Raw genomic sequence first — 21,745 nt, 5'->3', positions numbered from 1 at the left:
CAACATGGAGCGGGCGCTTGATTAAATAAGGACTCAGGCACTAAGTAAGAAAGCAAATAGGCCCACACCCAGAATCAGACGGTAAATAACGAATGGAGTCATCCCCATACGTGAAATCATCTTGAGGAAGAAGTGGATACATATGTACGCACTCACAAAAGACGTCACGATGCCCGTCAGTAAAAACCCAATGTGCACGGGTTCGCCACTGGTAACCAGCTTCATACCAAGGTAGCTACCTGCAAGCGCGATGATTGGAATCGACATCAGAAACGAGAAACGCGCAGCGGCCTCACGAGTAAAGCCAAGGTACAGCGCTGCGGTAATCGTCGCGCCAGAACGAGAGGTTCCCGGAATCATCGCTAATGCTTGAGCGATACCAATAAATAGCGCTTTCTTCCAGCCAGTCTGATATTCGTTTGCCACTTGTTTGGCGTGTTTATCCGCCCACCACAGCAATAAACCGAACACTATTGTCGTCGTCGCGATCACATAGGCACTGCGCAGGTACACTTCGATGATGTCTTTCATCAGTAAACCAAACACACAAGCAGGAATCGTTGCCAGTACGATCATCCATGCCAGTTTCGCTTCTTTACCACGATCACCTTTAAAGATAGAGGCAAACAACGCCCGAAATAACGTGATCACTTCATAACGGAAATAGATCACCACGGCCATCAAGGTTCCGACGTGAACGGCAACATCAAATGCAAGACCTTGGTCTTCCCAACCAAGAATAGCGGAAGGCAGGATCAAGTGTGCGGAGCTGGAAATCGGCAAAAACTCCGTCAGACCCTGAATCAGAGCCAAAATAAAGGCTTCCAAATAACTCATGTAAACAACTCAAATTTAAAGTGAAAAAGAAACTGGTTTGAGAGAATCAACTGGTTGCATCGCGTACCATATATCCGCGACCGTGCGTCCATCACCAGGAATAACCAAATGTGGGTTGAGATCATACAAAGGCTTTGTGACAAAAGGATATTTGTAGATATCACTGCGAGGCAGTTCGGGCTTTTGTGTAGAGATGAGCTCACCGAACAACACTATATCGAGATCGAGTGTTCGATCCTGATACTTTTGCGCATTTTCTTCTCGCCCCCACTTAAATTCAATCTCACGAAGGCGATGACTAAACTCTTCTAATGACAATGCAGTGCGAAGAGTAATCACAAAGTTGTAGAAATTCTGGCTGCTGAAACCAATTGGCTCACATTCATATATCGGGGATACAAGAAGATCTTCTCCAAGCTGTTGCAGCTCGTTGTAAGCAACCTTTGCGTGTTGCTCTCTGTCTATGTTCGTACCAACACCGATATAAGCGGTGATCATGCCTGACCTCGCTCAATAACGACGCCAACAGCGCGAGCTTGTGGAACCGCGCCTGGTTTTGCCAAGCGAATTTTAATCCAAGGCACTGAGAAACGTTGCATGATCAACTCTGCAATTTCTTCCGCCACACGTTCTACCAGCAAGAAACGGCCGTTCTCTATGTGATTTAATACCGCTTCACTCACTTGTGAGTAATCTAATGCATCTTGAACATCATCACTTTTGCCAGCTGGCTTATTGTCATGTGCCATTTCGATATCAAGTACCAGCTTTTGTTTAATTTGCTGTTCCCAATCGTACACGCCAATTGTGGTGATCACTTCTAATTGTTCAATAAACACTTTATCCAGAGCCATCTTATGTCCTTCTATTTCAGAGGTCGGATACCCATTGAGGGTAATTTGATCGTAATATTCTATACCTAAGCAACTTATGATCAGGTCAGCATAAAGTTGCTTAGGTATAAAAACTGCAAAACACCTTTATATACAGGAACTCACATAATGCAAGCTCCTTCGTAGAGAGTGTTTCTGCTAGCAGCAGATTCACGCTATGATAGCAATTACGCTGGAACTGAGCATTAAATTCCAATCCATCAAGGACTTCTATGGACGCACTGGCACTGATAATGACGATGGCCGCCTATTTACTGGGTTCTATTTCCAGTGCGGTGTTGATTTGTCGTCTCTTAAAATTGCCAGATCCGCGCAAAGTTGGCTCTAATAACCCAGGCGCGACCAATGTATTACGCATTGGTGGTAAAGGTGCTGCCCTCTCTGTCTTGCTGTGTGACATGCTCAAAGGCACCATTCCTGTTTGGGGAGGCTACTTCCTTGGGATTAACCCGATCATCCTTGGTGTCATAGCGATCGCCGCCTGCCTTGGCCATATGTACCCTATTTTCTTCCATTTCAAAGGCGGAAAAGGCGTTGCCACTGCGTTCGGGGCAATTGCACCAATCGGGCTCGACCTTACAGTTTTAGTGATGCTGACCTGGCTCTGCGTTGCGGTTATATTCCGCTATTCGTCCCTTGCAGCACTGGTCACTGTATTGCTCACGCCATTTTATACCTGGATGTTCAAGCCACAGTACACTTTACCTGTAGCGATGTTGTGTTGCTTGATCGTATTCAAACATCACCAGAACATCCGGCGTTTATTATCCGGCGAAGAGCCTAAAATTGGCCAAAAGAATCTGACAGAAAAAAACTCGGCATAGTGCCGAGTTTTTGTTGAATGCAACTTTAAGAGTGAACTTTGTTTAAAAAGTTCAACAACATCTGATTGACGAACTCAGGCTGCTCAAGAGAACTGATGTGACCCGCTTCTGGGATCTCAACCAGCTGACTGCCTGTAATGCAATCATTCATCAAATAAGATTCGAACACAGGACGAGGCTTATCTTCACGTCCTACGGCAATTAACGTAGGCAAAGCAAACTTCTCCGAATCTTCAATCACATCACGTCGACCGAAGACCATTCGACCAATTCGCGCTACTTCAACCGCACGCTCACCCTGCAGTGCTTGCAAGCTTTGCTTAAATGATGTGATGAGCTCTGGGTTTGCTTGCTCAACATTGTTGGCAAAGAACAGCGGCGCAACCGCTTCAACAATCGGCTCAGGTACCGATTGAACTTGAGTGATGGTATCGAGCATTGCGAAGTACTTTTTGTGTGTGACTTCTGGCTCCCAGCCAATAAAAGTATCCATCAATACCAGCGACTTCACGCGCTGTGGTGCTTGAGCAGTTAACTCCGCGCCCCACATGCCACCAACAGACAAACCAACAATAGAAAACTCTTCCACTTCAAGGTGATCCATCAACGCTAACATATGCTGGGCATAGTCCACTAAAGAGCGAGTTGATGCAGGTGCCGCCTCAGACTCACCATGTGCCCATAAATCCGGCACGATACAGCGATAAAACTGACTGAGAACTTCAACCTGTGGAGCCCACATTTGGTTATCCCACAAATAGCTGTGACCAAATAGCAAAACTGGCCCTTCACCTTTATCCAGGTACGCAAGTTGCTGACCTTCAATTTCAAATTTATTCATTGCTATATCCATTACTTATTTTTCTATCCGATGTTGTCAATGAACTAAGCAGCCCGAGGTTATTGCAAAATACAATCACCTGTTATTGATGTGCTCTGTTATCAAAAACAAAGGCCTCTATGAATAGAGGCCTGTATATACCCAAATGACTTCAAGATGCAGGATTCAGAGCGTTGTCACTGATACTAGTTCAAGGAAAATAATGCAGCGGAATAGCAAGCTCTTTCCAAGTTATTTGACGCAGAAATTGTGTCAGTGACACGCTCCCGAAGGGCGAGTTGTCTTGACTCACAGCCTTTGTTAACGATTTTTGATTTAGTACCACTAGATCTTCAAATCGTTGCCGCGTCTGAGAGCCAAGTCATTCTCGCTGAACCAAGCATCTCGAGGTTATTTGGGTATAAGATAAATACGCTTACGCAATCGGCGTTAGTTGATCGATTGGCCAGCGAGGACGGGCTTCGACTGCCATATCCGATACTTCACCGTTTTTCAGACGCTGCATGCCCGCATAAGCGATCATTGCGCCATTGTCGGTACAAAACTCTGTACGTGGGTAATAAACTTCACCACCGACTTTCTTCGCCAGTTTTTCCAGTTCTGCACGTAGACGACGGTTCGCACTCACACCACCTGCGATAACAATACGCTTCATACCAGTCTGATCCAGTGCTCGCCTACACTTGATCGCCAACGTTGCACAAACCGCTTCTTCAAATGCCAGCGCGATATCTGCGCGAGTCTGTTCGTCATCGCCGTTCGCCGCAATAGTATTCGCCGTGAATGTCTTCAGACCAGAGAAGCTCATATCCAGACCCGGACGATCTGTCATTGGGCGTGGGAATTTAAAGCGCCCCGGCGTGCCTTTTTCAGCCAGCTTTGAAAGCAGCGGACCACCAGGGTAATCCAGACCCATTAACTTCGCTGTCTTATCAAAAGCTTCACCAGCCGCATCATCAATCGACTCACCCAGGATTTGGTATTCACCAATGCCTTTTACTTCAACCATCATAGAGTGACCACCAGATACCAATACCGCTACAAACGGGAACGGTGGTGGGTTGTCTTCCAGCATTGGCGCCAGTAAGTGGCCTTCCATATGATGAACAGGTACCGCAGGCACACCCCAAGCGTAAGCAATACTGCGACCAATGGTTGCGCCAACCAATAACGCCCCAACCAAACCTGGGCCAGCGGTGTACGCCACACCATCAATGTCTTTTGAAGTGAGGTTCGCTTCTTTTAACGCCTCTTTAATAAGAGGAATGGTTTTCTTCACATGGTCACGTGAAGCCAACTCAGGCACCACACCACCATAATCCGCGTGAAGTTTTACTTGGCTGTAAAGCTTGTGTGACAACAGACCCTTTTCATCGTCATAAATCGCGATGCCAGTCTCGTCACAAGAGGTTTCAATACCAATAATACGCATGGTTATCTCAGTATGCTTTCTATATAGAGGAAATTTGGGCGTCATATTACCTTGCCTTGGTGCTGCAAACAAATTTTGTACAGACAATAATCGATAAAAGGCTTTACAAAGCAGTTGTGATCGGATTAAAATTCCGCACCATTTTTGATCAGCTGGTAAGTGACCAAATAATTGTGATTTGGTCTGTTGAATGCCAGCATTAACGAATAACCCCTGAGGTGAAAGGCATATGCCAGTAGTTAAAGTACGTGAAAACGAACCGTTCGACGTTGCTCTACGTCGTTTTAAGCGCTCTTGCGAAAAAGCAGGTATCCTTTCTGAAGTGCGTCGTCGTGAGCACTACGAAAAACCAACTACAGTTCGCAAACGCGCTAAAGCAGCAGCTCAAAAGCGTCACGCTAAGAAGCTAGCTCGCGAAAACGCTCGTCGCGTTCGCCTGTACTAATAACTGAGCTCCGTAGAGGAATTTAGTTATGGCTCTGATTGAACAACTCAAAGAAGAGCAAAAATTAGCGATGAAAGCCAAGGACAAATTGCGCCTTGGTACTATTCGTTTAGCCTTAGCAGCAATTAAGCAACGTGAAGTTGACGAACAGATTACTCTGAACGACGACGACATTATTGCGATATTGACTAAGATGGTTAAACAACGTCGCGACTCTGTAACGCAGTATGAAGCAGCGGGTCGTCAAGATCTTGCTGATGCGGAGAAAGCAGAAATTACGGTTCTTGAGGACTTTATGCCTCAACCACTGACAGACGATGAAGTTGCTACTCTTATCGAGAATGCAATTGCAGAATCTGGTGCAGCTGGCATGCAAGACATGGGTAAAGTAATGGGCGTTTTGAAACCGCAAATTCAAGGGCGTGCAGATATGGGTAAAGTAAGCGATTTAGTTCGCGCTAAATTGGCTTAATACCCCACCCAATTGCAGCAAGCCGTGCTATCCTTTGGAACGCACGGCTTGTTTGTATCTGAATGAAGCAACTCAAAGTCGCACGCAAACTTTCTCAGTAACTCATTCACACCAATCATGATTTTTCTTTTTTGTTAGGTTTTATGGCTGGACACATCCCTCGCAGTTTTATCGATGACCTTCTAGCTCGGCTTGATATTGTCGATATCGTCGACGCACGCGTGAAACTTAAGAAAAAAGGTAAAAACTACGGCGCTTGTTGCCCATTCCACAATGAGAAAACGCCCTCTTTCAGCGTTAGCCAAGAGAAACAGTTTTATCACTGTTTTGGTTGTGGTGCGCATGGCAACGCCATCGACTTCATCATGGAGTTCGAACGCCTGGACTTTGTGGAAGCCATTGAAGAGCTTGCCTCGTATCTAGGTCTGGACGTTCCACGTGAGCAGCGCAGTGGCGGTGGCCAGTTTAAATCGGGCCCACAAGCCAGCAGTAGCGAGAAACGAAATCTTTACGATTTAATGGGCAGCATCGCTCAGTTTTATCGTAATCAACTTAAGCAGCCAGCAAATAAAGTGGCTATTGAGTACCTTAAAGACCGTGGCTTATCTGGCGAAATCGTGCAGAAATTTGGCATCGGTTACGTGGCTGACGAGTGGGATTTAGTCCGTAAAAACTTCGGCCAGCAGAAAGACGCTCAAGACATGCTCGTGTCTGGCGGCATGTTGATTGAAAACGACAAAGGCAACCGCTACGACCGATTCCGTGGCCGTGTGATGTTCCCGATTCGCGACCGCCGCGGCCGAGTGATTGGTTTTGGTGGCCGAGTGCTGGGCGACGGCACACCTAAATACCTTAACTCTCCGGAAACGCCTATCTTCCACAAGGGTAAAGAGCTTTATGGCCTTTACGAAGTACTGCAGGCATACCGAGAGCCACCACAAGTTTTAGTGGTTGAAGGTTATATGGACGTTGTCGCTTTAGCGCAATATGGCGTCGATTACTCTGTCGCTTCACTAGGCACCTCGACCACAGGCGATCACATTCAAATGCTGTTTCGCCAAACAAACACGGTGGTGTGTTGCTACGATGGTGACCGAGCTGGTAAAGAAGCCGCATGGCGAGCTCTAGAAAACGCGCTTCAATACTTAAAAACTGGTAACACATTGAAATTCTTGTTCTTACCAGATGGAGAAGACCCAGATAGCTTTGTTCGAAAATACGGCAAAGCGGCCTTCGAACAGCAAATTGAACAAGCGACACCACTATCGAGCTATCTATTTGATAACCTGATCGAATTGCACCAAATAAACCTGGGCAATAATGAAGGTAAATCGGCACTCAGAGCTTATGCTAGTGCCTTGATAGACAGGATTCCTGATCCATACTTTCAGGAGCTACTCGAAAAGCTACTTGATGAACGTACAGGCTTTGATAACCGCCTGCGTCAATCACGTAAAAAAGTAAACGAAACTCGACCTCAACCGCACAAAGAGATCAAACGAACTCCAATGCGTGAGGTTATTGCTCTACTTATTCAAAATCCGAGCTATGCTCAAATGGTACCGGACCTTTCCACAGTGAGAGATTTATCCATACCAGGCCTCAGTTTATTTGTAGATGTACTTGATAAATGCCAGGCGCATCCCCATATAAACACAGGCCAATTATTAGAGCACTGGCGAAATAGCCAGAATGAGGCACTTCTGTCTCGTCTTGCGAGCTGGGACATTCCACTCGATGAAGACAATCAAGAAGAAATATTTTTAGACTCACTGGACAAAATTATCGCCCAGTGCGTAGAAAAGCAAATTGAAAACCTGCAGGCCAAAGCAAGAAGTGTCGGTTTATCAGCCGAAGAGAAAAGGGAGCTGCTAGCACTTATGCTAGATTTAAAAGCGTAACCCTGTTTAATTAGTCAGCATCAATTTAATTTGTTATAGTTAGTGGTTTGCATTTCGCATACTGATTCCTTCACCAGATTACGAAGTTGGATACCGTCTATGGATCAAAATCCGCAGTCACAGCTAAAGTCACTTGTTATTAAAGGCAAGGAACAAGGCTATCTGACCTACGCCGAAGTAAATGACCACCTACCTGCTGAAATCGTAGATTCAGAACAGGTAGAAGACATCATTCAGATGATCAATGATATGGGCATTAAGGTAGTAGAAACTGCTCCTGATGCTGATGATTTAGCACTAAATGATGACACAAATATTACCGATGAAGATGCAGCCGAAGCTGCAGCCGCTGCACTTTCTAGCGTAGAAAGTGAAATTGGTCGTACTACAGACCCAGTGCGTATGTACATGCGTGAAATGGGTACAGTAGAACTACTGACTCGCGAAGGCGAAATCGACATCGCAAAACGTATTGAAGAAGGTATTAACCAAGTTCAATCATCTGTTGCTGAATACCCCGGAACGATCCCGTACATTCTTGAACAGTTTGATAAAGTTCAAGCAGAAGAGCTTCGCCTTACGGATCTAATTTCTGGATTTGTTGACCCAGATGCAGAAGATACTGCTGCACCTACAGCAACACACATCGGTTCTGAGCTATCTGAATCTCAATTAGAAGATGAAGATGACACAGACGTTGATGATGACGACGAAGACGAAGATGGCGACGACGATTCAGAAGACACTGAAGAAGATGTTGGTATCGATCCAGAACTTGCTCTGGAGAAGTTTAATCAGCTACGTAGTACATACCAAAATCTGCAGTTAGCGATCAACGAATACGGCTACGAAAGCCCGAAAGCAACCGTTGCTAATGAAATGATGCTAGACGTGTTCAAAGAATTCCGTCTAACACCAAAACAGTTCGATCACTTGGTGAATGAGCTGCGTACGTCTATGGATCGCGTTCGTACTCAAGAACGCTTGATCATGAAGTCAGTCGTTGAATACGGCAAAATGCCGAAGAAATCATTCATCGCTCTGTTCACTGGTAACGAATCAAGTGATGCTTGGTTAGATGAGATTCTAGCGTCTGACAAACCATACGCAGAGAAAATCAAACGTAACGAAGAAGAGATCCGTCGTTCAATCACTAAACTAAAAATGATTGAAGAAGAGACGTCTCTGAGCGTACAAAACGTTAAAGACATCAGCCGTCGTATGTCTATCGGTGAAGCAAAAGCTCGCCGTGCGAAGAAAGAGATGGTTGAAGCGAACTTACGTCTGGTAATTTCTATCGCGAAGAAATACACCAACCGTGGTCTACAATTCTTGGATCTAATCCAGGAAGGTAACATCGGCTTGATGAAAGCGGTAGACAAGTTTGAATATCGTCGTGGTTACAAGTTCTCGACATACGCAACGTGGTGGATCCGTCAGGCTATCACTCGTTCAATCGCAGACCAAGCTCGTACGATTCGTATTCCGGTACACATGATCGAAACGATCAACAAACTAAACCGTATCTCTCGTCAAATGCTACAAGAGATGGGTCGTGAGCCGCTACCGGAAGAACTTGCTGAACGCATGCAGATGCCGGAAGACAAGATTCGTAAAGTTCTGAAAATCGCTAAAGAGCCAATCTCAATGGAGACACCAATCGGTGACGACGAAGATTCGCATCTAGGTGATTTCATCGAAGATACGACGCTTGAACTACCATTGGATTCTGCAACAGCGACAAGCTTGAAAGGCGCGACAAAAGACGTGCTTGCAGGTCTAACGCCACGTGAAGCAAAAGTACTTCGTATGCGTTTTGGTATCGACATGAACACCGACCACACTCTAGAAGAGGTTGGTAAACAGTTCGACGTTACTCGTGAACGTATTCGTCAGATCGAAGCAAAAGCACTACGTAAACTTCGTCACCCAAGCCGCTCAGAAACACTGCGCAGCTTCCTGGACGAGTAATCAGGCGCTAATACGCTTTAAAAATCGAAAAAGGTGACTCTAGGTCACCTTTTTTATTATCCACTGTGCTAAGTGGATAAAAACTAAGCGCAATTAGCCATGTTGGTATCTAGACACCTCGCAGCGCTTCCCCTATAATCGTTGACCTATCAGGCCCCTTAGCTCAGTGGTTAGAGCAGTCGACTCATAATCGATTGGTCCCCAGTTCAAGTCTGGGAGGGGCCACCAAATTCAAGAAGGTTAGTAAGCGTAGTGTTTACTAACCTTTTTTTGTACCTGACGATTTTGGGTCAGGTAATGGGTCAGGTAAGCCCCGATCACGCACTCTTCTCTGCCTTCTTCCAATACTAATCCGAATACTACGCTGTTGCCAAATATGTCGTTCTGGCTGATAAAACTCTCTCATAGAGAACAAAGAGAGGGATTGAACTCGCAAACCAACCATAAGTAACTTAAATTGCACTTATAGATAATTTCTTATACAGTCACAACAAAAGTGAGTTATAGTGAACTTATATATTAAGACGAACCTAATAGTGACAAAAGTACATTAAAAGGCACTTATGAAAAAAGGTAAGATGGTAAAGGCACAACCTATGCCTGATTTGAATACCGAGTTCAGTATGGAAACGCTGGGGAGCGCCATTCGCTCAAAGCGCACCGATAGAGGCTGGCGTATTGATGATCTCGCTTCAAAAGCCAACTTATCTCGTAGAACAGTCATGAAAGTAGAAAAAGGCGATAGCAGTGTCACCTTTGCCAATGTACTCGTCCTCATGGACATCTTAGGGCTATCTTTACGCCTTATCGATTTAAACCTATTTGTTCGTCCACATAGCCAAATAACCTCCCAAACTGAAAACAGCGTGAGAAGCAATGAGGACGGTTGGTATGAGTAAGTTACAACAGTTAGACATGTTTATCGGTACGAATACCAAAATTGGTCGTTTGATTCTTCCTGTCGGAACAGAAACAGAGTTCTCATTCATCTATGAAGATGAATGGAAACACACTGGTTTCCCGATTTCGCCACACATCCCTTTCGATGATCGGGCTTCGCCACGTAGTATTGAGAACTACCTCAGAAATCTCCTTCCTGAAGGAGAAGCCTTTGAGGAGATGATACAAAACACCACTATCTCCAAAAGCAATACATTCGGGCTGATTCGTAAGCTTGGTGCGGAAACATCTGGCGCACTATCTTTTCGAGTTCCAGGCTCAGAACCTGGGGAAACCAGCTTTAGATCTGTACCTGATGATGAACTAATAGAACGACTAGAGCGAAATCTAGCGCCATTAGTGTATTGGGACGGTAAGGTTCGCCTTTCGGTTGCTGGTGTTCAAAACAAGTTAAACTTACTTAAGCGCGGTGATGAGTGGGGGTTTGGTGAAGGCAAATTAAGTTCGAACTACATTCTGAAATTTGAAAGCGGTAAAGCACCGTGTATTGCTGTTAATGAGTTCTTTTGCATGACATTAGCCAAGCTAGCAGGTTTGGACGTCGCTAATGTTGAGTTAACTCGCATTGGGAAGACTAGGACACTGATAATTGAGCGGTTCGATCGTGCCTATATCGCGACTCGTGATGTCGTTCAACGAAAACATGTGATTGATGGCTGTCAGGCAACTGACTTACCACCAGGTTACAAATACGAGCGTCAGAATGGGGATGAAGGCGATGGCGTATATATGCGTGATGGCGTTTCTTTCCCACGCCTACTGTGCGTCAAAACCATAGACACGGTCATCACTAACCTAAAGCTCACCCAATGGATGCTCTTTAATCTAGTAACGCTAAACTACGATGCCCATGGTAAAAATATTAGCTTCTTCGTCACCCCTAAAGGCCTGGAACTGACCCCTTTTTATGATTTAGTAAACATAGAAGCAATCGCTCAAGAGGGAACAAAACGCAACTCACGAAGCGGTAAGTTGTCTGCTGATGAGGGGCGTGCCGCCAGTATCCCTCAATATTTTGCAATGTCGATTGGAGATTGGGAAAGTGAAGACTTTCAAAATCCGCCAAAAGGTAACTTCAAACGCCCTATCACCAGCTATGATTTAGCTGAATTCGGCGCTCTGCTGGGTTATTCAGGCACCAAAATGGCTTCCATAATGGTAGAAACCGTTGGTGCTATAAAAAACACCCTGAAGGAAGCGATTGAACTTACCGAAGCTCAAGGAATCGAGGATCGAGAACGTGAACACATAGAACTATGCGTCTCACTCATCCAAACAGAGTGTGAATACTTGCTAGAGCAAGCCAACAGTGTGCCAGAAATGAGTGAGCTTCTTTAATGGCTAATGCATGGGCTATAGTAAGCAATTTATAAATTATTTTTGGACAGAAATTACTTAGAATTACTGCTCTACACCATCTGGTTCGGATAAGCTGGATTTGGGCAATTAGTAAAAAGCTTAGTTCTAGTATTCAATCAATTTGATGATTCCCCATCACTCCAAACCTCAGCAAAATTGGCATCTGTTGAGGCTGGTCCAGGTACTGCCTCATCAATTGTCATTCTCACTGGAATATTGAATGCGGAGCCAAATCCCACAGCATCTCCTCTAGGTAAACCAGATATCTCGCTTAATACAGTTTCATTTCCGTTTTCCATAGCATGTCGTAATGCATTGAGATCTCGTTCATTAGTTAATCTCAATGATAACCAATTGGAACACATGGCCAAAACAGTAGAAGAAAGTTCTGATGGTCTCTGTGTACTAACTAGTAATGAGCAACCGAACTTGCGACCTTCTTTAGCCAATCGCTCATAAGCTTTTAATTGATTTGCATCTTCAGCATAAGGGTCACGCAGATATTGATGAGCTTCTTCCAATAAGAGTAACGTTGGGTAGCTATTATTTTGCCCACGCTTAAAGAGTACTTCTGCGTACATTTCGAGAAGAGCGCCTAGAACTAACGGGGATAAATCATCTGCTAGTCCTTTCAAGTTGATTATGTGAACATTCCAATCTTGAGGAGTTCCTTTTGGTTTACCAAAAATATAGTCAACTTCATCTTGTAGAGGAGCGTCCCAAGTCTTTGCTGCATTTATGATTTGTCCACCAGATGTGTCTAATACTTCTGTAAAACGAGAGTCTTCGGAAAGCTGATGGATAATTTTAATCAGAGGTAGTACATTTCCATAATTGAAAGCATTCCTTTCACTTGAACCAGCGTTTCGACTCGCAGCCACACAGCCAAATTCTGCTACTAAGTTGGCTATTGCCTTGAACGGAGGCCATTGAACTTGCCTCTTTACATACTGTTGTTGAAGAACATTTAACCAGGAGCTTAAATTAGCTTGATTGTTTGGACTACAATCATCTACTAGGGCGAAACTATTTGTAATACCAGAGCTTGAATCATATTGCTCTACCAACATTTCATTCGGATTTGCTGGATTTGTCTTCACAAAAGGTAAAGAACGCAGTGCGTTTCGCAGTGCTGGTAATTGTGTTTTGTCACTCGGTCTAAGTAGCTTGATTAAACCAGCCCAGCCAAGAGACTGATAAGGTATCCGATGGTAGTTAACGTGCTCCTTTGAAAACATATCATCAGACTCAATATTTGTGCCTATCCCTAATACGGTTTGCCGCACATTTTTCAAGCCTTCAAACGCTTGAGCGTACTCTCCATTAATATCGAAGATTACAATTCTTGAACTCGGAAAATTTTCTGCTATCTGTCTTGTGATCAAAGCATTGAAGTTAGATTTGCCATACCCAGTACTTCCTAGTACCGCTAAATGCCTACTTAGCAACTTATTTACACCCGCTCGAATTTCTACTGTACGGGTTCTGGCGTCGCTGCCAAGCCTTAAGGAAAATTTTAGTTCTTCCTCTGATATGCCAAACACAATATTTAAGAGATCTTTATCTAGTGGAAGAGCTTTAGCTCCTAAAGGAGGTAGCATCCAGTTTTCAGAAATAAAGTGGAGTCTGTCTTCGGTTGATTTTATGTGTCCAATAGCATGGCAAACTAATTGTCTTAACGGTATGTCTGATACATTCATCGTACCAAACTTAGTAGCGTGTGCTTTTTCTGGTTCAACAAAGGACATATCGGTCACACGTGCTACTATCAGATGCCTACCTGCTTCAAAAGCTATTAAATCTCCAGGTTGAGACACAGAGTTCACCCCACCTCTATGTGAAGCTAGTTGCCCTTTATGGCTATCTAACAGATTTACCCGAATTTTAGTGCCTTCTAGAGATACTACGTATCCTATTTGGGACATATCGTTGTAGCTCATTGCCTATTCCCCATTGTTACTTGAACCAAGGTCTTGAATAGCTTCAGCTATCACTTTGGCTGCATTATTTTTAGGGAACAAAACAGGTTTTGGAATCAAATCCACGAAGTTATCAAAGTAAGCTTCAGTGCCACCTATGATTGTGACTTGATTTAGTTTCATTTTTCTTATTTTATCAATGCATCGTTGGGCTTGACTCAATCCATTTTGAAGCTGACTGTTTGCACAAAGCTCTGCCAATTCTGGATAGCAGATAACGATATGAAGAGATGGATTAAGTAAAGCGCCAAGAATAATTCTATTGATGTGGTAATCTCCAAAACCGTAACCATTAACGAATAGAGTGGTCTGTGGTTTAGTCAAAAACTCACTAAATCGGCGAAACATTTCACCATATACAAAACCAATTGTATGGTGGTACTTGTTGGCGCCAGGATAAATTAGACGTTGATTCTCAGTGAAATTACTATTCTTTATGAGAGGGTTAATGAAATCTTGGTAAGCTTTTGAACTAGTGCATTCGATGACTTCCCCGCTTTGATCTTGATACCAAGTCAATGAACCGTGAAGCTTGTATAGGTACATGTTGTAATGTCCGAAACGAGCTTCTCCTACTGCGTTTATATTACGAAACCCTAAATCGAAGGAGTGAGGTTGAAAGGTTCTTGAATGAATGCCCGAAAAGCCATTTATGAGGTTGATCCCTGACTCTTCCGCTGACCACTCTATGGCTAAATCATAATTTGTAGTGAAAATGGATGGTGCAGCTTGACCTGGTTGGCGATTTGACAGCAGCTTTTCTAGTAAATTTCTGTGTTTATCAAACTTCTCATTTTTCCCTACATGAAGTTCAGGAAAGTCTGAATTTACCAATAAGGCAGCTTTGGTTACTGAGCGATATAGTTCAACCAAGACATTAAACAAAGCAGTTGAGTCTTGCTGCCAAGTATCCACCACGCTCTTGTTTTTAAGCACTTCATCAATCAAAAGTTCAATATTGACAGAACCAGCATCAATCTCCTCTTGGCTAATCAGTTTGTACTGATCTCTCAATATCGGAAGCATTGGTTCATTTCGAGATTTAAAGTCTAACCAAATCTCTTTCATGACCATACCACCTGCACTCTTCGAAGCGCCTGCTCCAAGTAATACCCCTACGTTTTCTAGTTGACACAAAGAGGACAAATGACTCTCTAAGTCTTTTCGATCAATTTCACTGCTACCTTGATAAAATAACTCTGCCATTTTTATGTATCCGAAGAGTCGCACAATACGCTGATTGTATCATATTACCTGTGCGCTAAATTGTGGGGAAGATGCAGAGATTACAAAGACATCAATTTGATATACGTAGATATAGTATTTTTTAGAATTATTAAGCACAAAATTGAAAGACGAACTGAGGAAGGGATCTATTAAAGATCTTAAACTCTCTTTTGGACAGAAGCAATTTAGAGTATGGGTTTTAACGTGCGAAATTTGGATTAGAAAAAGTATCTTGAAACCTTAAACGTTTGTATGGGTTTGTACTATCTCACTATGTATAAGCCGATTGTAAGTAACCTCATAAGCACTAGTATAATAATCAATTATTGACTGATCGCCGCCTTGTTTCTGATATAAGTCGATATACCGAAACAGCCCGTTGGACGCATTTAGAGCTTGTAACCATATTTCATTATCTTGAAACAAAGAACCATCGGGTTGGCGTCGTAACTTGGGACTCTCTTTAAGTACTGACAAGTGATATTCCCAGTCTAGTGAATCACTTTTTAAAAGAGTGCTTAATGGAAGTTCTTTCAACCCTGCATACTCTCCTCCCATATCGTACGTCCAATGCCATGGCTCATCACAAGTTACAACCATCTCATACAAACCTTTAAGATCTTTCTCATAAGCTCGAATAGCGATTAGCGTCTCAGAGCTAATTTGTTGATTTTTAACAAATTTTAAATTCTCTAGACCTGCACGAAACGCCAAAAACGCAAACAAAGGACCAAGAACGCCGCCAATATAACTACCAAAGCTTCCCCAGTCACTCTGCTCATTTGAGAGACCTGAGTGAAACTTTATAAAAAAAGCACCTAGACTTATACCTGTAATAAAAACAGCAACAATAGTTGCTATATTATCTCGAATTAGATTATTCAAATTATTCCCCAAAAACCTAGCCGCATTAAGGTGAGCAACGCTACCGCCAAACCTAAACCATTGCACCTTAAACACATAAGCTGAATCAAACCCAAAATGCCACGCGTTGCGAATCACTCTTAAACAGTTTGTTAGCTCGCTGACTTACGTTTTTCGTCCCAAGTTTCAAGCACAAACATCGCTATTGTATGCGCAGAGTTAATTGCCAAACGAGCATGACGAGGTTTTAATTTATACATAATTCGACCCTCACCGTGCGCTGAACTGGCATGTGTGCGAAATGCTCCAATACCGTCAACAATTGACAGAATGCCTGATAACACTCTTTTTAAGTCATCATCTTGAAGTAATTTAGGATCGAAACCTAAATCACCACGCACAACTTTCCAAACGTTTTGTAGATCTTGCTTTTGAGGTTGTGCTAATTGCTCATCAGCAATATAGACCTTAAATATGGATTCCAAAATGTTGCAAGCTGCTGACACGGATTCTCTAGGCTCAGAGTTTACATTTGCTAGCGCTCTTGTAAATTCAGCTTCAATTGAGGGAATGTCTCTACCTTTAATTAAGTCAGACAAGGAGCGACTTGGAGCTGAACTACCATCAGATACAATACCGCCATTAATGTAAGTTAGATTGCACTGCGCAAGAATTGACTCAAGCTTTTCTTTGAATTCCTTTTTATGATTTGTAACGTTAGTTCCCCACAGGAAGACCTCTTCCTCTTCTTGCTTTGGTAACTCCATATACGTTTCAATCAACTTACCAAGGACTTTTAGTGGTTCGCCTGATTCTTTGTTAATTCGTCTTAGCCACGCTTGAACTTTAACGGGTTTAGAACCTTCAGGCGGTTCACCTGGAGCATCAGCATATAAGAAAAGGTTATCGAGACTTGCATGAGTTTCGAGTGCAGATAAATTGTCTGATAAAACCGCTATTACGGGCGCGGGAATGTCTTTTCTCATATTGCCTCTTAATTAAAAATTGATGATTGTGAGCTAACTCTCTGTTAAGGGGTGAGCAACGCAATGCTAAAGCCGCCGCACACCACCTTAATCACTTAAACCAACGCATAGTAAAAATGCCACGCGTTGCGAATCCCTTTCGAACAGTTGGTTAAAGGTCACTTTTCCACGTATTGCTTAGACTCTTCACAAATCCAGCTATAGTGTTCTGGATTACTACTATAGCGGTAGTTATCGAGATAAAACTTTAACCTTTCAACTTTACCTAACTTATCCCTGTCAATGGCTGAAATAACTAAACCTCTTGAGATATTGTACTGTTTTTCATCTAACTTCTTAACATGAGATAGCGTTTGTGAAACTACGCCAAATGACTCAATCATCCGAGAGTTGTTTCTGTAAAACTCCGAACATGATAAGTACACATTTTCACCTCTCAAATAGGATTGATATGCTTGATCTTCTACTTCCGTGAGATGCTTTTCATTTGCGAGGGAGCTAATTAAATTATCTAACGATATTTTATGCTCGGATATTACTCTATCCAGCTTTGACTGCTTGCTTGACTCAATCACCTGCAAACCTAGAAACAGTATTGAAACAAGAGTAAATATAGGAGTTAGAATCCCACTGATATACGTACCAAAATTCGCAAAGTCTTGTGTTGTTGCATATTGATATAAATCATGAAATTTGAAAAAGTACGGAGCAATAGTAAGAATCACCGTTATCAGTAAAATGACTATCAACGTTCTAAGATGTTTCATTTATTCTCCTGACCTTTAACAGTGTCTTTTTAACAGACATTGTCTTCATAAAATACAGACGTCATAGCAGCAACATGCTGTTCTATAGGTCTTATTCTTCCTTCCACTCAAAAATTGCTGAACATGTCTGTATAATTATAAGTGCTCAACTAGACTCATAATCTGCCATTAGGATAAATAGGTCAATAACTGACTTAAGAACGTGGTCAGGAATCTTGAGCTAAGCAGTTTTGGGGCAAAAGTGTTTCAGAGCTTGCGTTCATTACCCCATTGGTTCTGACAAACCCACTTATGAAAGATAATGGGTAACACATTTTCCACCACAGAGTTCTGCGCTGAGAGATCTTTTTTATCTATCAATTAAATGAGCAAACTTTAGTTTTTGATGATTTGAGCGAGAACAGTGTTCTCGCAGTAGTATTCTTCTCAGGCAGCTAGACTCAAAAGGTTAACTTTTATGTTCTGAGAACACCCTTCTATAAGGTTAGACTGCTTGAACCCTCACTCATATTCAACAGTCGCAAGTGTAGCGACACTTAGGATAAGCAGAGCAACCATAGAAACTTTTACCCGCATTACGACCTTTTTTAGCAACACGAATCACAAGGCTAGACTGGCAGTTTGGGCAAACCTTGGAATGAGGATCGGGTGTAGGCTCATCAATGACTGGCTTATTCATAAAGCTACGACCATCTTCAATCATGTAGACTAGCTCGCTACCATTAACCAACCACAGGCGCTTCTCTTGAGCAAAGGCGATAGCTTCAGAAGTAAAATCTCCCGATGTTACGATGATCATTTTGCTAGCACGATTGTCGATCATCACACCATACATTTCTCTTAAGACTTGAACTCCGACTTTTCTAGCTTTCCAGTGCTTACATTGTACAAGACTCAACTCACCGTCTTTAGTTAACCAAATATCAACCCCACCATCTGCCTGCTTTGAGAAAGATTGTTTAACGTCGTAGCCTTGCTGCTTAAAGTACTCGCCAATGTAGCTTTCAAATTCAACCCAATTGAGGGAATTAAGCGGAGTCGTGTTTTTGTGTGCTCTGATTTGAGACGTCGTCGCAAGATAATTATGCTTTCGCTGATACTGCTTAAAGAACGCAATTGGAGCAGGAATTAAAAACAAAAAAGCAAAATACGGTGCCATTCGCGGAAGATTCGGCCCAATGGCATTGAAGATGAAGTTATCACTGCGAGCCGCTAAGCCTGGCAATAGGAAAGATAAACCAACATAAATTCCTGCTGAGAACAAGATACTCACCCACCACGGCGCATCCATCAAATGCCAAATAATTCCATCATTTTTCCGAGCCATAACTCCTCCCAATAAGCATCAAAATGCATTAAAGCACAATTGCCAGACCTAATACATAGAGTTAAATCATGTATTTAGTGGGAGAACAAACAGCTAGAACATTGTTCTAGCAAGAGCATTTTTATTTATTAATTAAATGACCAAACTTTAGTTTTTGATGATGTGAGCGAGAACAGTGTTCTCGCAGTAGCGTTTGAAAGCTATCAGCCTTTGCCTGAAATACTCAGACACGAATCGGATAATGCCTGACTCTGCCTTTCGTCATTTCGGAGAACATCGTTCTCCGTTCAACTAATGAAGATTTAAGAAGAAATTGGATCCCTGAGATAGACAAAAGCAGGAACAAGGTTCCTGCAAGAGCATTTTTTATTCGTGTTATTAATCATGTAAACAATGACTTACTTTATATTTACGAAGATTAAGCGAGAACACTGTTCTCGCAGTAACAAGTCGCATCTATTTTTGTTCTTCTAGCCATTCCTCAATGTCCTTTCTCTGCCACCCAACAACTCTAGAACTAAGCGTAACAACAGGTGGCATTTTTCCGTCCCGACGCCAACGCCACAAAGTACTTACGCTTACCCCGATCTCTTTCGCTAACTGCTCTTGTCTTACAAACATTTTATTACCTTTATTTCTCTATTATTTAGTTGCATCTTAGGTTCTCATCGCCCAAATCATAATATAGAATAAGCAACAAACCATATTGACATGATAACGAATGGACTTAGATCAAAAGCGCAATGCATTGAGAGTACAGCTAGAAACAGCAATTAATGACTTAAAAAGCCAGTCAGAATCTCAAGGTTGTAAAATTGCTCAGCGACGTCGTTCTGGCTATTTATACGCTGTTGATGCCGCTCGGAACATTGTTCTGGAAACGTGGTTTACCAAGTTACTCAGACAACATGGAACCATACTCAAAAAGTACAGCAGTTCTAATGCTATCCATCTTGCCGAGATCATCGAAAGTTACGGTGGATTAAATAAAACAATTAAACTTATTGAAACGGTGCTAGCTTTACGTGGATTCGGTCTTCATACTCAACGACGCGTCAATTATGCCGATCAAGTACTGTTGGGCTTAAAGGATCTGCGTTCACTTACGCCACAACATCAAGAGGAAGAGGTTCGTTGGAACAGTGTTCTACCTTACTGCGCACTATGCTGGCGTCTACGCAGCCGATCTCACTACTACTGCGAAAAACACCATCCCATCAAGTCCACTAAACTTTATAAACAGCAAAAATACGCAGCTATCACTGCATTGAAATATCTGCCCAACCAGAACAGTGCAGCTTACGAAAAGTATCTAGCACAACCTAACAAACAGAAAAATCTGGGACGACAACTGTATGATCTGGTCGGCGGCTATGCGCCGCATCCACGAGTATTTCTACGCCACTGTAAAGATAGCGCGAAGGCAGGAGACTGGCTCTCGCTATCAAAGAACATTGTTCAGACATGTAAAGTAAACTACCCAGCGAGCTATAAAAAAATAAATCAGATCAAGTCAGATGATTTTGGTCAATGGTCATCATGGTGTATCGCGATAGTGAGATGTTTAGATCTTAAAGAACCAAACGCGTGGAGTGATAAAGAGTGCCTAACGCTTTTCAATGAGTTGAATACTTGGACCACACTGATTGGGATCTTGCATCGCTTCGAATGTGTAGAACGAATCAATAGCATTGAAACTAAGCGGGGCCCAGACGTTGGATATGGGGCTAATCTAGAACAACACCAGTTGATCAAAGAGCTGTTAAAACAACAACTAGCCACGAATAGCAAAATTAACTTAAGTGATATCGCCAGAACGCTTGGGCTTAGCAGACAACGCATACACCAGATCATTAAAAAACATCAATTGCTCCCCTAAACAGCAAAGTAACTGTGCAAAAAACAATCGAATTTATTTTGCATTTTTAATTATTAAATCAAATAAAAATCATAAATATAATTACGAATAATTTAATTATTAAATTGAGCCAAGGTAATTATGGCAATAAAATAGTTTTTACTTATTGACTTTTTCATGTTATAACTATTATAACTGTTATAATTATTATAAATTTATAATTCTAATATAACGTTCATCTATTAAATTTTGGACTCTTAAACGGAATATTCTAATTTTTAGGTCTAAATTTTAGTGCCACCATTGGCAGATTCGCTGCCCGCTGTGGCATTTCCTCTGCCATCCTTGACAGTTTCGCTGCCAATCTTGGCAAAACAATGTGCCAAGCAATTTTGGCTAAAAAAACTTAGGCAAACATACAGTGCATTATTTTAATAAATAAAAATAACCTTTTTTGTTTTTTATTTCCTATAGATTACATTCAAGGTAAAGAAAATATTTAATTTAAACCACATCCCAGATCAAGAGTATATTTTTGATAATATCTCAGTGGTATTGGGGAAAACTTTCAGAAAGTTCTTTATTCTAATCGAACAAAGGCTGTCACTTTTCGACAACAACTTCTACTGATTAGCCTCATCACAAAACTCTCACTGCACACATAAGCCTATTGATGGCAGCATGTTCAGAGTCTTAGCCTTAGAGGCTCACCCATACCGTTACCCACTTCACTGATAAGTCAGTATCTTTTCTGCTTTTATGCATCCTTTGGTATAGTCATGAAATGCATTTGTACTGAGCT

20 protein-coding genes and 1 tRNA gene are annotated in these 21,745 nt (G+C 42.4%); 9 read left to right on the top strand and 12 right to left on the bottom strand.

Annotation, left to right across the window (positions count from 1 at the left end; genetic code table 11):
* Nucleotides 1-33: 33 nt before the first annotated feature.
* The 3 genes from DBX26_RS01920 to folB are packed head-to-tail and all read right to left on the bottom strand — an operon-like array spanning nucleotide 34 to nucleotide 1,691.
* Nucleotides 34-837 (bottom strand): undecaprenyl-diphosphate phosphatase, encoded by an 804-nt coding sequence (locus DBX26_RS01920; RefSeq protein ID WP_014230759.1) that lies wholly within the window; start codon nucleotides 835-837, stop codon nucleotides 34-36.
* A gap of 15 nt (nucleotides 838-852) precedes the next feature.
* Nucleotides 853-1,335: a 2-amino-4-hydroxy-6-hydroxymethyldihydropteridine diphosphokinase gene (folK, locus tag DBX26_RS01915; RefSeq protein WP_065301942.1), complete on the bottom strand. Its 483-nt coding sequence runs from the start codon at nucleotides 1,333-1,335 to the stop codon at nucleotides 853-855.
* Nucleotides 1,332-1,691 carry a bifunctional dihydroneopterin aldolase/7,8-dihydroneopterin epimerase gene (folB, locus tag DBX26_RS01910; protein WP_014230757.1) on the bottom strand — a complete coding sequence of 120 codons (360 nt, stop codon included), beginning with the start codon at nucleotides 1,689-1,691 and terminating at the stop codon, nucleotides 1,332-1,334. Before folB ends, folK begins: the two co-directional genes overlap by 4 nt.
* A gap of 251 nt (nucleotides 1,692-1,942) precedes the next feature.
* Here folB and plsY point away from each other — a divergent pair, with 251 nt between their 5' ends.
* A complete protein-coding gene (gene plsY / locus DBX26_RS01905) occupies nucleotides 1,943-2,554 on the top strand; it encodes a glycerol-3-phosphate 1-O-acyltransferase PlsY (protein WP_020335866.1) in 612 nt (203 codons plus the stop codon).
* A 25-nt stretch (nucleotides 2,555-2,579) separates the two neighbouring features.
* Here plsY and DBX26_RS01900 read toward each other — a convergent pair whose 3' ends face one another.
* Nucleotides 2,580-3,395 (bottom strand): alpha/beta fold hydrolase, encoded by an 816-nt coding sequence (locus tag DBX26_RS01900; protein WP_118117685.1) that lies wholly within the window; start codon nucleotides 3,393-3,395, stop codon nucleotides 2,580-2,582.
* Between the two features lie 415 nt (nucleotides 3,396-3,810).
* A complete protein-coding gene (gene tsaD / locus DBX26_RS01895; RefSeq protein ID WP_014230754.1) occupies nucleotides 3,811-4,827 on the bottom strand; it encodes a tRNA (adenosine(37)-N6)-threonylcarbamoyltransferase complex transferase subunit TsaD in 1,017 nt (338 codons plus the stop codon).
* Between the two features lie 229 nt (nucleotides 4,828-5,056).
* On the opposite strand from tsaD, the gene rpsU reads away from it, so the two are divergent.
* The 7 genes from rpsU (at nucleotide 5,057) to DBX26_RS01860 (ending at nucleotide 11,914) form a co-directional block, all read left to right on the top strand.
* Nucleotides 5,057-5,272: a 30S ribosomal protein S21 gene (gene rpsU / locus DBX26_RS01890; protein ID WP_001145625.1), complete on the top strand. Its 216-nt coding sequence runs from the start codon at nucleotides 5,057-5,059 to the stop codon at nucleotides 5,270-5,272.
* Nucleotides 5,273-5,300: 28 nt separating this feature from the next.
* Nucleotides 5,301-5,744 carry a GatB/YqeY domain-containing protein gene (locus DBX26_RS01885; RefSeq protein ID WP_118117683.1) on the top strand — a complete coding sequence of 148 codons (444 nt, stop codon included), beginning with the start codon at nucleotides 5,301-5,303 and terminating at the stop codon, nucleotides 5,742-5,744.
* Nucleotides 5,745-5,887: 143 nt separating this feature from the next.
* Complete coding sequence (gene dnaG, locus DBX26_RS01880) at nucleotides 5,888-7,645, top strand: DNA primase (protein WP_020335861.1); 1,758 nt, start codon at nucleotides 5,888-5,890, stop codon at nucleotides 7,643-7,645.
* Between the two features lie 99 nt (nucleotides 7,646-7,744).
* Nucleotides 7,745-9,616 (top strand): RNA polymerase sigma factor RpoD, encoded by a 1,872-nt coding sequence (gene rpoD, locus DBX26_RS01875; protein ID WP_014230751.1) that lies wholly within the window; start codon nucleotides 7,745-7,747, stop codon nucleotides 9,614-9,616.
* A 152-nt stretch (nucleotides 9,617-9,768) separates the two neighbouring features.
* A tRNA-Ile gene (locus tag DBX26_RS01870) sits at nucleotides 9,769-9,844 on the top strand.
* A 335-nt stretch (nucleotides 9,845-10,179) separates the two neighbouring features.
* Nucleotides 10,180-10,515, top strand: coding sequence for a helix-turn-helix domain-containing protein (locus DBX26_RS01865; protein ID WP_118117681.1), 336 nt, complete (start codon nucleotides 10,180-10,182; stop codon nucleotides 10,513-10,515).
* Nucleotides 10,508-11,914, top strand: a complete 1,407-nt coding sequence (locus DBX26_RS01860; RefSeq protein ID WP_162889655.1) for a HipA domain-containing protein — start codon at nucleotides 10,508-10,510, stop codon at nucleotides 11,912-11,914. The genes DBX26_RS01865 and DBX26_RS01860 overlap by 8 nt, the downstream gene beginning before the upstream one ends.
* Before the next feature lie 137 nt (nucleotides 11,915-12,051).
* On the opposite strand, the gene DBX26_RS01855 is transcribed toward DBX26_RS01860, so the two are convergent.
* The 7 genes from DBX26_RS01855 to DBX26_RS01820 all read right to left on the bottom strand — a co-directional run bounded on the left by DBX26_RS01855 (nucleotide 12,052) and on the right by DBX26_RS01820 (nucleotide 19,706).
* Entirely contained in the window at nucleotides 12,052-13,875 is a 1,824-nt protein-coding gene (locus tag DBX26_RS01855) for an ATP-binding protein (RefSeq protein WP_152919206.1), read from the bottom strand.
* Between the two features lie 3 nt (nucleotides 13,876-13,878).
* Nucleotides 13,879-15,120, bottom strand: a complete 1,242-nt coding sequence (locus tag DBX26_RS01850) for an SIR2 family anti-phage-associated protein (protein ID WP_041157138.1) — start codon at nucleotides 15,118-15,120, stop codon at nucleotides 13,879-13,881.
* A gap of 261 nt (nucleotides 15,121-15,381) precedes the next feature.
* Entirely contained in the window at nucleotides 15,382-16,026 is a 645-nt protein-coding gene (locus DBX26_RS01845) for a hypothetical protein (RefSeq protein WP_239354750.1), read from the bottom strand.
* A 131-nt stretch (nucleotides 16,027-16,157) separates the two neighbouring features.
* Entirely contained in the window at nucleotides 16,158-16,991 is an 834-nt protein-coding gene (locus DBX26_RS01840) for an abortive infection family protein (RefSeq protein WP_041157137.1), read from the bottom strand.
* 158 nt (nucleotides 16,992-17,149) lie between these two features.
* Nucleotides 17,150-17,758: a hypothetical protein gene (locus DBX26_RS01830; RefSeq protein WP_041157136.1), complete on the bottom strand. Its 609-nt coding sequence runs from the start codon at nucleotides 17,756-17,758 to the stop codon at nucleotides 17,150-17,152.
* 511 nt (nucleotides 17,759-18,269) lie between these two features.
* Nucleotides 18,270-19,085, bottom strand: coding sequence for a restriction endonuclease (locus DBX26_RS01825; RefSeq protein ID WP_041157135.1), 816 nt, complete (start codon nucleotides 19,083-19,085; stop codon nucleotides 18,270-18,272).
* A gap of 456 nt (nucleotides 19,086-19,541) precedes the next feature.
* On the bottom strand, nucleotides 19,542-19,706 hold the full coding sequence (locus tag DBX26_RS01820; protein ID WP_025500610.1) for an AlpA family transcriptional regulator: 165 nt from the start codon (nucleotides 19,704-19,706) through the stop codon (nucleotides 19,542-19,544).
* 100 nt (nucleotides 19,707-19,806) lie between these two features.
* Between DBX26_RS01820 and DBX26_RS01815 the strand changes: the two genes are divergently transcribed.
* The gene (locus DBX26_RS01815; protein WP_025508609.1) at nucleotides 19,807-20,964 is read left to right on the top strand and encodes a MarR family transcriptional regulator; all 1,158 of its coding nucleotides are present in this window, start codon (nucleotides 19,807-19,809) and stop codon (nucleotides 20,962-20,964) included.
* Nucleotides 20,965-21,745 lie beyond the last annotated feature (781 nt).

Origin of the sequence: Vibrio sp. dhg (assembly GCF_003443775.1) — a bacterium.
GTDB classification, from domain to species: domain Bacteria; phylum Pseudomonadota; class Gammaproteobacteria; order Enterobacterales; family Vibrionaceae; genus Vibrio; species Vibrio natriegens.
The sequence above is the reverse complement of the archived record's forward strand: the minus strand, read 5'-3'. Positions and strand labels throughout refer to the sequence as shown.

Excerpts from the sequence above, each read along its gene's own strand:
- DBX26_RS01920 (WP_014230759.1), bottom strand. The coding sequence starts at position 837 with ATGAGTTATTTGGAAGCCTTTATTTTGGCTCTGATTCAGGGTCTGACG.
- folK (WP_065301942.1), bottom strand. The coding sequence starts at position 1,335 with ATGATCACCGCTTATATCGGTGTTGGTACGAACATAGACAGAGAGCAA.
- folB (WP_014230757.1), bottom strand. The coding sequence starts at position 1,691 with ATGGCTCTGGATAAAGTGTTTATTGAACAATTAGAAGTGATCACCACA.
- plsY (WP_020335866.1), top strand. The coding sequence starts at position 1,943 with ATGGACGCACTGGCACTGATAATGACGATGGCCGCCTATTTACTGGGT.
- DBX26_RS01900 (WP_118117685.1), bottom strand. The coding sequence starts at position 3,395 with ATGAATAAATTTGAAATTGAAGGTCAGCAACTTGCGTACCTGGATAAA.
- tsaD (WP_014230754.1), bottom strand. The coding sequence starts at position 4,827 with ATGCGTATTATTGGTATTGAAACCTCTTGTGACGAGACTGGCATCGCG.
- rpsU (WP_001145625.1), top strand. The coding sequence starts at position 5,057 with ATGCCAGTAGTTAAAGTACGTGAAAACGAACCGTTCGACGTTGCTCTA.
- DBX26_RS01885 (WP_118117683.1), top strand. The coding sequence starts at position 5,301 with ATGGCTCTGATTGAACAACTCAAAGAAGAGCAAAAATTAGCGATGAAA.
- dnaG (WP_020335861.1), top strand. The coding sequence starts at position 5,888 with ATGGCTGGACACATCCCTCGCAGTTTTATCGATGACCTTCTAGCTCGG.
- rpoD (WP_014230751.1), top strand. The coding sequence starts at position 7,745 with ATGGATCAAAATCCGCAGTCACAGCTAAAGTCACTTGTTATTAAAGGC.
- DBX26_RS01865 (WP_118117681.1), top strand. The coding sequence starts at position 10,180 with ATGAAAAAAGGTAAGATGGTAAAGGCACAACCTATGCCTGATTTGAAT.
- DBX26_RS01860 (WP_162889655.1), top strand. The coding sequence starts at position 10,508 with ATGAGTAAGTTACAACAGTTAGACATGTTTATCGGTACGAATACCAAA.
- DBX26_RS01855 (WP_152919206.1), bottom strand. The coding sequence starts at position 13,875 with ATGAGCTACAACGATATGTCCCAAATAGGATACGTAGTATCTCTAGAA.
- DBX26_RS01850 (WP_041157138.1), bottom strand. The coding sequence starts at position 15,120 with ATGGCAGAGTTATTTTATCAAGGTAGCAGTGAAATTGATCGAAAAGAC.
- DBX26_RS01840 (WP_041157137.1), bottom strand. The coding sequence starts at position 16,991 with ATGAGAAAAGACATTCCCGCGCCCGTAATAGCGGTTTTATCAGACAAT.
- DBX26_RS01830 (WP_041157136.1), bottom strand. The coding sequence starts at position 17,758 with ATGAAACATCTTAGAACGTTGATAGTCATTTTACTGATAACGGTGATT.
- DBX26_RS01825 (WP_041157135.1), bottom strand. The coding sequence starts at position 19,085 with ATGGCTCGGAAAAATGATGGAATTATTTGGCATTTGATGGATGCGCCG.
- DBX26_RS01820 (WP_025500610.1), bottom strand. The coding sequence starts at position 19,706 with ATGTTTGTAAGACAAGAGCAGTTAGCGAAAGAGATCGGGGTAAGCGTA.
- DBX26_RS01815 (WP_025508609.1), top strand. The coding sequence starts at position 19,807 with ATGGACTTAGATCAAAAGCGCAATGCATTGAGAGTACAGCTAGAAACA.